The organism is Campylobacter sp. MIT 97-5078, assembly GCF_006864455.1.
Taxonomy (GTDB): domain Bacteria; phylum Campylobacterota; class Campylobacteria; order Campylobacterales; family Campylobacteraceae; genus Campylobacter_D.
The window spans coordinates 73,040-85,270 of sequence record NZ_QHLK01000008.1; the positions used below are offsets into that span (position 1 = coordinate 73,040).

General features: G+C 32.8%; 14 protein-coding genes and 2 pseudogenes. 9 read left to right on the plus strand and 7 right to left on the minus strand.

Features of this window, described 5'->3' with window-relative positions; genetic code table 11:
- The first annotated feature begins 1 nt into the window (after window position 1).
- Window positions 2-514: a cysteine hydrolase family protein gene (locus DMB91_RS05605; protein WP_034905020.1), complete on the plus strand. Its 513-nt coding sequence runs from the start codon at window positions 2-4 to the stop codon at window positions 512-514.
- Window positions 515-782: 268 nt separating this feature from the next.
- On the opposite strand, the gene DMB91_RS05610 is transcribed toward DMB91_RS05605, so the two are convergent.
- From DMB91_RS05610 to DMB91_RS05620, 3 genes are read right to left on the minus strand one after another with little or no spacing between them, the layout of a single operon-like run.
- Complete coding sequence (locus tag DMB91_RS05610; RefSeq protein WP_034905017.1) at window positions 783-1,856, minus strand: epoxyqueuosine reductase QueH; 1,074 nt, start codon at window positions 1,854-1,856, stop codon at window positions 783-785.
- A 2-nt stretch (window positions 1,857-1,858) separates the two neighbouring features.
- Window positions 1,859-2,326, minus strand: coding sequence for a thioredoxin-dependent thiol peroxidase (gene bcp, locus DMB91_RS05615; RefSeq protein ID WP_034905015.1), 468 nt, complete (start codon window positions 2,324-2,326; stop codon window positions 1,859-1,861).
- Window positions 2,327-2,328: 2 nt separating this feature from the next.
- The gene (locus DMB91_RS05620; protein ID WP_034905013.1) at window positions 2,329-2,529 is read right to left on the minus strand and encodes a tautomerase family protein; all 201 of its coding nucleotides are present in this window, start codon (window positions 2,527-2,529) and stop codon (window positions 2,329-2,331) included.
- 778 nt (window positions 2,530-3,307) lie between these two features.
- Between DMB91_RS05620 and DMB91_RS05625 the strand changes: the two genes are divergently transcribed.
- From DMB91_RS05625 to DMB91_RS05635, 3 genes are all read left to right on the plus strand, one after another.
- The gene (locus DMB91_RS05625) at window positions 3,308-4,636 is read left to right on the plus strand and encodes a hemolysin family protein (RefSeq protein WP_034906525.1); all 1,329 of its coding nucleotides are present in this window, start codon (window positions 3,308-3,310) and stop codon (window positions 4,634-4,636) included.
- Between the two features lie 626 nt (window positions 4,637-5,262).
- Window positions 5,263-6,135, plus strand: a complete 873-nt coding sequence (locus DMB91_RS05630) for an HDOD domain-containing protein (protein ID WP_034906523.1) — start codon at window positions 5,263-5,265, stop codon at window positions 6,133-6,135.
- A 9-nt stretch (window positions 6,136-6,144) separates the two neighbouring features.
- The gene (locus tag DMB91_RS05635; protein ID WP_034906521.1) at window positions 6,145-6,621 is read left to right on the plus strand and encodes a hypothetical protein; all 477 of its coding nucleotides are present in this window, start codon (window positions 6,145-6,147) and stop codon (window positions 6,619-6,621) included.
- On the opposite strand, the gene DMB91_RS05640 is transcribed toward DMB91_RS05635, so the two are convergent.
- Window positions 6,618-7,922, minus strand: coding sequence for an MFS transporter (locus DMB91_RS05640; RefSeq protein ID WP_034906519.1), 1,305 nt, complete (start codon window positions 7,920-7,922; stop codon window positions 6,618-6,620). The genes DMB91_RS05635 and DMB91_RS05640 overlap by 4 nt on opposite strands.
- 74 nt (window positions 7,923-7,996) lie before the next feature.
- Window positions 7,997-8,170 (minus strand): highly acidic protein, encoded by a 174-nt coding sequence (locus DMB91_RS05645; protein ID WP_143116857.1) that lies wholly within the window; start codon window positions 8,168-8,170, stop codon window positions 7,997-7,999.
- Window positions 8,171-8,270: 100 nt separating this feature from the next.
- Between DMB91_RS05645 and moaC the strand changes: the two genes are divergently transcribed.
- The 3 genes from moaC to DMB91_RS05660 are packed head-to-tail and all read left to right on the plus strand — an operon-like array spanning window position 8,271 to window position 10,121.
- Window positions 8,271-8,744, plus strand: a complete 474-nt coding sequence (moaC, locus tag DMB91_RS05650) for a cyclic pyranopterin monophosphate synthase MoaC (protein WP_034906517.1) — start codon at window positions 8,271-8,273, stop codon at window positions 8,742-8,744.
- Window positions 8,722-8,985: a DUF493 family protein gene (locus tag DMB91_RS05655; RefSeq protein WP_034906515.1), complete on the plus strand. Its 264-nt coding sequence runs from the start codon at window positions 8,722-8,724 to the stop codon at window positions 8,983-8,985. The genes moaC and DMB91_RS05655 overlap by 23 nt, the downstream gene beginning before the upstream one ends.
- Before the next feature lie 14 nt (window positions 8,986-8,999).
- Window positions 9,000-10,121 carry a hypothetical protein gene (locus tag DMB91_RS05660; RefSeq protein ID WP_034906513.1) on the plus strand — a complete coding sequence of 374 codons (1,122 nt, stop codon included), beginning with the start codon at window positions 9,000-9,002 and terminating at the stop codon, window positions 10,119-10,121.
- 73 nt (window positions 10,122-10,194) lie between these two features.
- On the opposite strand, the gene DMB91_RS05665 is transcribed toward DMB91_RS05660, so the two are convergent.
- Complete coding sequence (locus tag DMB91_RS05665) at window positions 10,195-10,992, minus strand: HugZ family heme oxygenase (protein ID WP_034906511.1); 798 nt, start codon at window positions 10,990-10,992, stop codon at window positions 10,195-10,197.
- A 246-nt stretch (window positions 10,993-11,238) separates the two neighbouring features.
- Between DMB91_RS05665 and DMB91_RS05670 the strand changes: the two genes are divergently transcribed.
- Window positions 11,239-11,484, plus strand: a complete 246-nt coding sequence (locus DMB91_RS05670; RefSeq protein WP_034906510.1) for an iron chelate uptake ABC transporter family permease subunit — start codon at window positions 11,239-11,241, stop codon at window positions 11,482-11,484.
- Window positions 11,460-11,607: pseudogene (locus DMB91_RS09105) on the plus strand (iron chelate uptake ABC transporter family permease subunit); the annotation flags it as partial. The gene DMB91_RS05670 and the pseudogene DMB91_RS09105, both read left to right, overlap by 25 nt.
- A 482-nt stretch (window positions 11,608-12,089) precedes the next feature.
- On the opposite strand, the pseudogene DMB91_RS09110 reads toward DMB91_RS09105, so the two are convergent.
- Window positions 12,090-12,231 (minus strand): annotated as a pseudogene (locus tag DMB91_RS09110) (chemotaxis protein); the annotation flags it as partial.

The window sequence follows — 12,231 nt, forward strand, 5'->3', positions numbered from 1 at the left end:
AATGAAAAAAGCCTTTGTTTTAGTGGATTATCAAAACGACTTTATTGATGGGGCTTTAGGCTTTGAAAAAGCAACTACACTAAAAAATGAGATCAACAATTTAGTTGAAAATTTTGATGGAGATATACTCATCACCCTTGATACGCACGATGAAAACTATCTTCACACAAAAGAAGGTATAAATTTACCTATAAAACACTGCTTAAAAGGCACTCAAGGACATAATTTACCAAGTTTTTGCGAGCCTTTTAAAAAAAGAGCGAAAAAAATCTTTGAAAAGCATACTTTTGGCTCCTTAGAACTTGCCCAATTTTTAAAAGAAGAACAATACGAGCAAATCGAATTTGGCGGACTTGTCTCACATATTTGCGTCTTTCACAATATCATCTTAGCTTTTAATGCTGGATTAAATACCAAACTAGTATTGCACAAAAATGCCACAGCAAGCTTTGATGAGGATTTGCAAAATGCAGCATTTAAACTACTTGAAGCTTTTTGGGTAGAGTTTATATGAATATCTATAAAAAAAGAGCTTTAGCTTAGTCTTGGGCAAAAGAAAGCTTTGAGTGTGAAAACTTCAATACTGCAAGAAAGAAGAAAGCTTTATAAAGCTCGGTCATATCCAAAGTATATTCTGCTTTAGATGATAAATATTTATCGGTTTAAAGGGCAAAGATGGGCTAGTTCATCACTACAAAATAGCTAAAATTTTTGTTTTAATACCCCTTAGCACCAAATCCTTTTAAAATGCAAACAAAATAAAATACTAAATTTATATAAGCTCATAGCAGAATAATTTTTTCTCGCACGTCAAAATAAATCTCGCTTTTTGCACTTAGTTCTATCCTACCTTGTGGCAAACGCTCTGTAATGATAATGGGGCTAAGATTATAATTTCCTAGCATTTTTGTGCGAATTTTAACCTCAGCTTCTATACTTAAAGGACGCTTTAAAAAGTCTTCAAAGCTTTTAAACTTATACTTACAAAGAGCATTAAAAAAGCTAAAATCCCAAAAATGAAGCTCATCTTTAGGGCTTGAAAAAGTTCCGCTTAAAGCCTCATTTTGTAAAAATCTTGTATAGGCATTTTTAAAATGCGAATAAAACAAAAAATGAGCCTTTAAAGGCTTTTTATCAAGTCTTATGCCAGCTTTTAACAAGCGGTAGTTTAAAAATTTCTCTCGCTCAAGTTTAAATTTCACACCTTTTTTTTCAAGGCTTTGCACCTTTTTATAAAGCTTTATCCTTGCTTCTATACTCGCTGGCAAAATCTGCTTTGTGATAGGACTCATAAGTTCATCGATAAAAGGCTTATTTTCCTTTTGTTTGCTTAGTCCATATAAACAACCACAATAATTTTGATGATAGAGCATTTCATTTTTAGCAAGTTCAAACTGCCTTTGTGTGCCGCCATTTTTGCGAAAATCAGGAGCTAAAAACTCTATACCAAAGGGTGAACATTGTTTTTGTAAAGCATTTTGTAGTTGAACTAAGTCTTTTTTAGGGCTTGTCAAAAGTGTAGTTGTAAGCTTTTTCTCACCTATTTTTACAGCAAATTTCACACTTTCTTGTATGCGTTTATCAAAGCAAATTTCACACCTTGCACCCTTTTCAGGCTCATCTTCATAACCCTTTACAGCCTTTAACCAGCTTTCATAATCATATTCACCCTTAAAAAGCTTGATACCTAGCTTATCACAGCTTCTTTTTACATCTAAAAAACGCAACTCATATTCGCTGTAAGGATGGATATTTGGATCATAAAAAAAACCGATGAGCTTTTCATCTGGACAAGCTTTTTGAAGCTCACTCATAAAATAATGACTATCTACAGAGCAACAAATATGCACAAGCAAAATTAAGCCTTTGCTAAATCAGCTAAAACCTTAGCCGCATGATCTTTTGCACGCACATTCTTATAAATAGTAGAGATTTTACCTTGCTCATCTATAACAAAAGTCGAGCGTATAATGCCCTCATATTCTTTACCATAATTTTTCTTTAAACCCCATGCTCCATACGCTTTGCTTACTTCTTTATCAATATCGCTTAGCAAGATATGCTTAAGTTTAAATTTAGTAATGAAATTTTCATGAGAACGTTCATTATCTGGACTTATACCAATAATAATAGAATTTCTATCTTCAAAATTTCCCAAAAGCTCGCTAAATTCACAAGCTTCAGTAGTGCAACCCGGTGTATTGTCCTTTGGATAAAAATACAAAACTACCTTTTTCCCCTTAAAATCCTTAAGAGCCATCTCAATCCCATCTTGATTTTTCAGGCTAAATTCAGGGGCTTTATCGCCTAATTTTAACTCGCTCATTTTTAGCCCTTTGATCGTATCTTTGCTACGCTCTTGCCACCAAAACCTACATCATAAGGCTCGATATCTTCTATCATCACCACAATTCTTTCTTTTGGTTTTGAATACTTTGTGCTTAAAAGTGTTGTTATATCAGCAATCAAGCTTTCTTTGTCCTCTTTACTTAACTCTGGTTTTGAGAGTTTAATTGTTACTATTGGCATTTTTGTTCCTTTCTTAAGTTAATTTATCATAAAAGTATAAGATGATTTTCTTAATATGCTTGAAGTTTAAGTGTAAATTTGTGATTTTAAGCAAAATTTATTTCACTTGTTTATTTGATTTGTAAAAAACTTTTTTATGCTCTAGGAATTATATTTGTAGCACTTTTGACATTCCCTACCGCCAAGGGATTACGCAGACTTTTTAAAGTTATCGTAGAAATTATTAAGTATAAAACTAGATTGCTCAAATAATGAAAGCCCAAGGCATAGCTATAGCGAAATTACTTAACGAATATATAGCGATTAAGCTTGATCACTCTCTACTAATTCCTGTATCGCTACCAATTGTCCATCGCAATTCTCTATTGTCGTTTCGCTCTTTGGATTCTATCCTTGTATTTGTGGAGCTTGATAAACTATGCTATGCATTACTTGGCAAAAGCACCTTATTGTCCTTTCTTCAGCATTAAGATTTTTTGCCTATCTTCTTTATTCATCGCAAGTTGAGATTTGATTCTTTTGTTTTTAAGAATCTTAGAAAACATTTTATAGGCTTTATGAAAATCTAAAGATAAAAGCTGTTTCCCAAATAAAAACGAAAAACAAAAAAATAATTTGCATTTTTTGCACATAGGATTTATTTTCAGGCAGGATTAAGAAAATTTTTAATTATTGTTTGTTAGAATTAAAAAATCAAATACAAGACACACAAAAGACACAAAAATTTATGTTTTAAATTTGCTATAATTTACAAAATTATTTTTTTTAAGGAGCTTTTTTGGACCCCAGTCAGAATCTAAATCTCGTGCTAAATTTTGGTTATTCTACTACTATGATACTCGTTGCATTCTTACTCGTGCTTTTAAATGGTTTTTTTGTGCTTTCTGAATTTAGCATTGTTAAGGTTCGTCGCTCAAAGCTAGAAGAGCTTGTAAAAGAAAAAAAACCAAATGCTAAAAAAGCTTTAGAAATATCTTCAAAGCTTGATACTTATCTAAGTGCTTGTCAGCTTGGTATTACTTTAAGCTCACTTGCACTTGGTTGGATAGGTGAACCAGCTGTTGCAAGCTTACTTGAGCATTATTTATCTGTCTTTCACCTGCCAAGTGCCTTACTTCATACTATAGCCTTTGTGATTGCTTTTACCTTTATCACGCTTTTTCATGTAGTGGTAGGCGAACTTGTGCCAAAAAGTGTTGCTATAGCTGTGGCTGATAAAAGCGTGCTTTGGGTAGCTCGTCCTTTGCATATCTTTTGGTGCGTGTTTTTGCCCTTTATTAAAACCTTTGATTTTCTCGCTGCTGTATGTCTTAAAATGCTTGGAATTCGTCCAGCTAGTGAAAGCGAGCTAACACATAGTGAAGAAGAGATTAAGATCATTGCCAGCGAAAGCCAAAAAGGTGGGGTTTTAGATGAGTTTGAAACCGAACTCATACGCAATGCAGTCGATTTTAGCGACACGGTGGCAAAAGAGATCATGAGTCCTAGAAAAGATATGATTTGTTTAAATAAGAGCAAATCATATGAGGAAAATATGAAGATCATTATTGAAAGCAAACATTCAAGATTTCCTTATATAGATGGCTCTAAGGATAATGTTTTGGGTATGATACACATTAGAGATTTAGTGCAAAATGAGTTTTGTGGGGAGAAAAAAAGCCTTGATGAACTTGTGCGTCCTATCTTTCTTGTGCCTGAAAACATCAGCATTTCAAAGGTGCTTGCACGTATGAATCAAGAAAGAAATCACACAGCCTTAGTTGTTGATGAATACGGCGGAACAGCTGGAATTATCACTATGGAAGACATCATGGAAGAAATCTTTGGCGATATACAAAGTGAGCATGATGATGAAATGTATAAAAAGCTCAATGATGGAATTTATGATTTTAAAGGAAGGTGCGAGATAGAAATAGTTGAAGAATTATTACTCATCACTTATCCAGAGGATTTAGAACAAGTTACTATAGGAGGCTATGTATTTAACTTGCTTGGGCGTTTGCCTGTGGTGGGCGATAGGCTGGAGGACGAGTTTTGTTATTATGAGGTTAAAAAAATGGATGGAAATTCCATAGATCGAGTAAAGGTGGTTAAAAAGCAAGGTTAAATAAAGCTTTGCTTTTTGTTATATTTTAAGCTTCATTTTTACTTTAAATTTGAATACAAATTTTTAAAATGCTTAATCGCCAAAGTAAAAATTTCACTTTTATGTTCGTTTCTTTGGTAAAATGCCGATGCGATCTTTAAGGAAAAAAAATTCACAAAAAACAATTAAGTAAGTTTTTAAAGCCGTCTCATAGCTTTCGTTTTCTTTCCTACGCTTTTTGTAAAACATTTTGTGGTAATCTTGTCTTAATTTTTGATTCTCTACCTCTAGTTTTTGTTAATTCTCGTTACTTTATTTTAGCTCTTTTTCTACTTGCGGTTTCTCTTTTTGGACTTTTTTAACAGATCAAACGCATAAATGAGGAATTACTTAAAAAGACTTTAAATAAAAATAAATTTAAAAATCTAAGCTTGGCAAAAACCAAACTCAAATTGAGATATAAAAGCCTAAAAAAATATTTTTATTTTTTGCTTAAAAAGTGTGTGAAGTATGGTTGTCTTACATGTTTTAATTATAGTATCAAAAAGCTTGGTATTTTTTATAAATTCGCACTCTTTTTTAAGCTCTAATTTAGCAAAAAAAGCTTAAAATCATCCTTATGCTATTTTAAATAAGGATAAGGTCCAATGGTTCAAATTCAAGATATGAATCAAGCCTTGCTTGAAAGCGTAGAACACTTACCGCCTTTACCACAAACGGTTAGAAATTTACAGCTTTATATAGATGAAGCTGGTTCAAATATGAAAATTGATAGGGTAGCTGAGATAATTTCTGGTGATCCTTTGGTTACTGCCAAACTCTTACAGCTTGCAAATTCGCCATTTTATGGCTTTTCAAGAGAGATTACAACTATTCAACAAGTTGTGAATTTGCTTGGAGTAACAAATATTAAAAATATTGTTACTGCTGATTCTATCAAAGGAAATTTCAAAGTTGATATGAGTCCTTATGGGCTTGATACAAACAAATTCTTGCAAAATTGCAACGAAGAGGCTAAATTTGTTTCAAGCTGGCTTTTAGAAGAAGATAAGAAGCTTTCATATCTGCTCGTGCCTTGTGTTATGCTTTTGCGATTTGGTATGATAGTGTTTGCAAACTTTTTAATTCAAAACCACAAAGAAAAAGAATTTTATAATGCCTTAAAGCAAAACGATTTTCATAATATCGTTATGGTTGAAGACAATTTTTTAGGTGTTGATCATATCTCATTTTTGGGCTTTTTGCTCCACCGCTGGGATTTTGATGAAGCATTGATTGAAAGTGTATGTTTTGCTAATACTCCTCATTCAGCTGATGGAGAGATCAAACGCAGTGCATATGCTTTGGCTATTGCTAATAATATCTTTGCACCTTATAATGGTGGCTCGCCTTATAGGGTAAATGCGGCGTTAAATTTGATCAAAGAAGCTAAAAGTCAAGGTGCAAATTTCAATACGGAACATTTTATCGCTAAACTTCCTGATTTTGCTAAAGCTAATTTAAATAAGCCTATTGATTAAAAAAGGGCAATGACTAGCCTCATACTGCCCCCAAATGCCTTTTTGGATGAATATGTGCTTAATGTGCAATTTCACAAAATAGCTGGCATTTCAAAAAATGCTTTTAAATTCTGGAAAAATGCAAGCATAGCAAGGTATCAAGGCACAAGGACAATCTTTTTACACAAATCTTGCATACTCAAAAAGCACACCAAAGCACTAAAAGCTTGTGATGACTTAAATGGCTTTGTTTTAGCAAGTGCATTTTGTTCTTTTACCACACTTTCGCCCTCTCATTTAGTGGCAAAGAATAACTCTTCGATCTATCAGCTCCTTGAGATCAAAGAACTTTGCGGGATCAAATTTGTCAATCTCAAAGCCTTTTATGACTTCTTAGGACTTGATTATAAACATTATATTTACATAGAAAAATGCCATTTTTTCAGCCCTACTCCACTTGAAAAAAAGATCAAAATTACTTCAAGCTTATGCGTGGGGTATTATTAAGCTTTTTCATACATCCTACGCATTAAAAGCGAAGTGCTAAAGGCAACAAAGGCAAGCACAAGCACATACGCACTTAAACCATAGCTCATCAAACTTGCTGGCTCTTTAAGGGCTGTATTATGAAAAAAAGCAGCAAGTTGAGGCGTAAAACCTCCTGCGATCGCATAAGCAATATTATACGCAAAAGAAATTCCACTGAAGCGAATGTGAGGCTTAAATACATCACTCATAAACACAGGACAAAAGTTCATAATCCCAGCGCCAAAACAAGTCAAACAATAAAGCCCTATCGTACTTACTTGACTTGGCGAACTTGAATACAACTCTTTAAAAAATAAAAAGCTAAACACCCCAAAAACAATACTAAAGGCTATGCACACCTTATATGGTTTGATTTTATCAGAAATTACTCCACTTAAAATAATCCCGCTAACTATACAAACAAGCCCAGAAATCTGAAAATAAGTCTTTTCAAAAGCATCAAGATTAAAACTCGGCATTTTACTGATAAAATTTGGCATAAGCAAGATAAAAACCAAAATACAACCGGTTAAAACCCAAGTTACAAGCATAGACACGACAACACCAAATTTTGAGCTTTTAAACACTTCTTTAAGCGGAAAAGTCACTAAAGCACTATCTTGTTTCATCTGCTGAAACACAGGTGTTTCTTCTAAAAAGCGACGCAAATACACGGAGATGATACCAAAAACCCCGCCCAAAGCAAAAGGCACACGCCAAGCCCATTCTTCAATCGCTTTTTTTTCAAAAATCATATAAGTAAGCAAATACACCAAACTTCCAAGCAAAATTCCAGCCGTTACAGAAGCGGTTAAAAAGCCAAGATAAGTATTTTTTTGTTTATCAGGAGCATGCTCGTGGATAAACACCCAAGCACCGGGCAATTCCCCACCCACAGCTATGCCTTGACAAATTCGCACAAAGATCAAAAACAAAGGTGCAACATAACCAATGGTCTCAAAAGTTGGCACAAGAGCAAGGGCAAAAGTAGGGATAACCATAAGTAAGATAGAGAGCATAAACATATTTTTTCGCCCAAATTTATCGCCAAAATGAGCCATAACAATGCCACCTAAAGGACGCGCTAAATATCCGGTCGCAAAAATGCCATAAGTATTGATGATCTTCCAAGTCTCACTTAAGCTGTCTGGGAAAAAATGCTCTGAAATGATATTAGCAAAAAAGACAAAAATAATAAAATCGTAAAATTCTAAGGTTCCTCCTAGAGAGGAAAGCCCTAAAGTTTTTATTTCTTTTTTACTGAGTGTTTTTACCTTCATTAGAAATTGCCCTTTCTTTTTTTCTTAAAAAAAATTAAGCTTAAATTATATCCAAGCCAAACTTTATTTAAGCTTTATTCCATCTCATAACTATCATCATAATCTTCATCGTCAAAACTATAATCGTCCTCATCATAATTATAATTTCTTGAATGCTCGGAATGCTCGCTTCTTAGATAATCATCTTCATACGATAAAACATCTTCATCATCTAAGTCTTCAAATTCATCATCTTCAAATTCTCTCATTGAATTCTCCTTTTTTTATGAAAAATATTTCGCTCATTTTAGCTAAATTTTTACTCAATTTGTCTATAATTTTTTTAAAAATATCTCAAAAAGGTTATAAGTGCAGCTGAGTCATTTAGATGAAAATAACAGACCAAAAATGGTTAATGTTGCTGAAAAAGAAATAAGTTCAAGACTAGCTAGAGCAAGTGGAGTGATCAAAGTAAGTCAAGAAGCCTTTCATGCAGTGAAAGCAAAGGCTGTTAAAAAAGGAGCTGTGCTTGAAACAGCTGTCATTGCTGCGATCATGGGAGCAAAAAAGACAAGCGAACTTATCCCGATGTGCCATCCTTTAAATATCAGTGGTGTTGAAGTAGATATAGAAGAAGATGAAAAAATGTGTGCTTTTAAGCTTTTTGTAAGCGTAAAATGCGAAGGTAAAACAGGGGTTGAAATGGAAGCCTTAAGTGGCGTAAGTATAGGACTTTTAACCATTTATGATATGCTTAAAGCCATAGATAAGAGTATGGAAATTTCAAATATTGTTTTAGAGCATAAAAAAGGCGGCAAGAGTGGTGAATTTAAACGCGTGTAATCAAAAACCAAAAATTGACTACCCTACTTTTTGGGAGTATAAAATCATCTTTGAAAAAGGCGTAAATGCAAATGCAATTTGTCAAGAGCTTTTAGGACAAAGAGAGTTTAGCTGTAAATTTTCACACGCAAGCAAAAATGACACATACTACAGCTTTTTGCTGAGGGTTTTTGTTGATAGCGAAAAAGATAGGCTTGATCTTTTTGCAACCTTAAAAGCAAGGGCTAAATTTGTGCTATAAATGAAGGAAAAAAAATGAAAAATACTTTAATTATATTTGAAAACACACTTTCAGGACACAAGGATAAGGCAAATGAACTTATCGAGGATTTGGGTTATAATCTTACTTTTAAAGAATTAAGCGATGAAAAAGCAAAGATAAATGTGCTTTTGTTTGATTTTTTAGAGGTGCTGAAAAAGCTTGAGCTTTTAAATAATGAAAATATAACCTCTTTAATCAAGGCTTTAATTCGAGCTAAGGTGAAAAAAGAAGAAGAAAAGCTATACCAACATATAAATGAAATGAGTGTGCTTAAGGCAAAGATAGAAGAGCAAAAAAATGTGATTAAAAACACCATTAGTCAAAATTTTTATGAACTTAAACAAAGCATAGAAAAATCAAACTTTAAAGAAGAAATTTCTACAAGCTTAAACGATGCTTTTTTATTTGAGGCTGAAATGCTTGGAATTTTAAGAGAAATAGCTGAAAGTGCCTTTATAACGACTTTAGAAAAGGGTGATGATATAGAACTTGAATCAAGTGAAATCGCTAAAAATTTAGTTTATAAAACTATTTGTGAGCTTGAATTTGAAAAAGAACGCATTTTAAAAAGCACACAAATCGTGCTTAATACAGCATTTGAGCTAGCTAATGAGTCTAAAAACTATGCTAAAGAACTTTGCATAGGCGTGGTTAAAGGCACGCAAGAGGGCATAGCTTTAGGTATAGAAAAATTTAAAACCAGTTTCAATTACTGCACGCTTGAAGAGGATTTAAGCAACAAAGAAAAAGAGCTTATCGATATAGAATACGATTTTATCACACTTTTAAGGCTTGAAGCAAAGAAAAGTGATGAACCGGTGCAGGGTATTATAAAAAATTTGCTTGAAAATGAGCTTGATACTTTGTTTGCGAAGCTCAAAAGGCTTGCAAGCGAAAGTAGAGAACAGATTTTGATTACGCTTAATGACCTTAAGAAAAATCCTAAAATTAACGATTTTGGCAAACTCGCTCAAAGCAAGATCAATATCTTTAAAAAAGAAATTAGCAATTTAGAACAACTCACAAGCGAGCGTTATAAAGACTTTAACACTCAAGAAGCCAAAAAACTCGGTATTAATTTATGGGAAAAAGCAAAGAAACTCATAGGAAAATAAAAAATAAATTTAAATGAATAAAAACTCTAAGTTTATACAAACTTTTAAAAGGCTCTTTGATGAGCCTTTTAATTTATTTGTGTGGATTATGAGTATGTGGGTTGCTTCCGTGTGGAGCTTTTCTGTGAGGATTTGCACCTGTTTTACCGCTAAGGTGCATAAGCTCGCCCTTTGTGTCTATTTTATAAGCTTGTCCAAAGCCTTTTACGAAGTTTCCTTCTTGATAAGTGAGTTTAACAAGATGAAAATCAAGCATTCCTCGGATAATCTTGATACCGCCGCCACTGCCATTTCTTTTTTCAAACTCATCAAAAATGATGTCAAAATCCGCACCTCTTTTAATAAACTCGGTTTTTACTCTATAGCGAAGCCTTTTTCTTAAGATCACAGAAGCTGCCTTGCTCTCATCTTCTAAGAAAAGCACTTCAACATTGTTAGGATTGTTTTTGATATTTGAGGTGTGTTCAGCAACTTCGCTGATATAGATATAATCGCCCTTTTGACTCTGAATAAGCGGTGCATAAGAACACTCAACCTCGCCCTTAGCATTGATAGTTGCAAGACAGATCGATCCAAAACCAGCCTTAAATTCATCAAGCTCTTTTTTTACCGCTGTGTAATCAACGCTTGATTTTACACTCTTACAAAGATCGATAATCGCATTTTTAAGAGCTTCTTCATCTTTTGCTTTAACAGGAAAATCTATGCGAAGTTTTTCACCACCATTATATACTATATCAAGTCCTTCTAAATCCACACTTTTAAGGCTGATGTCTTCTATCTTTTCAACAGCACTAAATTTTTTACACAAATCAATAAGATTATCTTTGTGATGATCATTCATGTGCGAAATAATGCTTTCAACGCTCATTGTTTTCTCCTTTTTTAGAAATTTAAATTTTATCAAAAAATGATAGCTAGCATTGCTTTAATATATGCTTAAAAATTTTTACTTAAAAAATATATTGCAATTAAATATCATACTAAGAAAAATTTTAAAGAAAATAAGCTTAGAATATGGCTTAAAATTTCGATAAAAATAAAGTATTTAAAAGATATATTTGATAAATGATTTGTTTTAAATTGATAAAATAAATCATAACTAAGAATGATTTTTATGATTTCTAAGCGTTTATTTATAAACTTTATTTTTATTATCTTTGCTTATATAGTCATTTTTCTTATTGCCTTAAATATCGGTAAATCGCAAGCTAACTTTACAGAGATTGTCACTTCGCTTTTTGATGAGAATTCAAAACTAAGAACAATAGTCTTAGAATCCACAATGCCGCGTCTTATCATAGCTATACTCATCGGTATGCCCTTGGCAAGCAAAGAAATTCGCTCATTGTTTCATCTTTAGCTGTTGCTTTTAGCGGACTTAGGCTTTGTAGGACTTATCGTGCCTCATATTATGCGTTTAATGCTTTATAATAATATCCTTGTTCTACCGCTTTGCACCTTACTTGGTGGATTTTTCTTGCTTTTTGTGATGAAATTATCTTTTTAAAAGAGGGTAAATTGCGTTATAAAGGTAGCACAAAAGATTTTTTTACAAAAGACATTTTAAAAGAAATTTATGTTTTAAATTGTGAAGTTTTGCTTCAAAATAATCAATCTTATATCTTACCCTTAAAGGAAAAAAGACCGATGATCTAAGGTAAATACACTTGATAATGACCCAGACCTTTTAATCATAGGGCTTCAAGCTACCGATATAAAAGCTTTAGTTGATCAAAATCCTATTTTAAAGCACACAAAAGCATATAAAAAACAATTTATATGTCTATGAAAAAGTGCATACCCTACTTCGCATAAGCCCAAATATCACAAATACGATCAAGGACTTTAAAGCAATACTTGAGAACAAGGTAAAATAATGAATATTTTAATACAGCCAAACCTTAAACCCAAATTTGAGTTTAAGGTTTGATTTGAAAGCATAAGGTTACTTGTGTTTTATATATATCAAAACTTCTTCTTCCTAGTATCTTCAAGTATATTTCTTGCAATATCATTCACCGTATCAGAAATCACTGAACTATCATTAGCAATCTTAACATTATCTTGAGTCACACTTTCTATATGAGCTACACTTTCATTGATTTGA

Excerpts from the sequence above, each read along its gene's own strand:
- DMB91_RS05660 (WP_034906513.1), top strand. The coding sequence starts at position 9,000 with ATGAAAAATACTTTAATTATATTTGAAAACACACTTTCAGGACACAAG.
- DMB91_RS05645 (WP_143116857.1), bottom strand. The coding sequence starts at position 8,170 with ATGAGAGAATTTGAAGATGATGAATTTGAAGACTTAGATGATGAAGAT.
- DMB91_RS05635 (WP_034906521.1), top strand. The coding sequence starts at position 6,145 with ATGACTAGCCTCATACTGCCCCCAAATGCCTTTTTGGATGAATATGTG.
- DMB91_RS05640 (WP_034906519.1), bottom strand. The coding sequence starts at position 7,922 with ATGAAGGTAAAAACACTCAGTAAAAAAGAAATAAAAACTTTAGGGCTT.
- DMB91_RS05665 (WP_034906511.1), bottom strand. The coding sequence starts at position 10,992 with ATGAGCGTTGAAAGCATTATTTCGCACATGAATGATCATCACAAAGAT.
- DMB91_RS05630 (WP_034906523.1), top strand. The coding sequence starts at position 5,263 with ATGGTTCAAATTCAAGATATGAATCAAGCCTTGCTTGAAAGCGTAGAA.
- DMB91_RS05605 (WP_034905020.1), top strand. The coding sequence starts at position 2 with ATGAAAAAAGCCTTTGTTTTAGTGGATTATCAAAACGACTTTATTGAT.
- DMB91_RS05670 (WP_034906510.1), top strand. The coding sequence starts at position 11,239 with ATGATTTCTAAGCGTTTATTTATAAACTTTATTTTTATTATCTTTGCT.
- DMB91_RS05620 (WP_034905013.1), bottom strand. The coding sequence starts at position 2,529 with ATGCCAATAGTAACAATTAAACTCTCAAAACCAGAGTTAAGTAAAGAG.
- bcp (WP_034905015.1), bottom strand. The coding sequence starts at position 2,326 with ATGAGCGAGTTAAAATTAGGCGATAAAGCCCCTGAATTTAGCCTGAAA.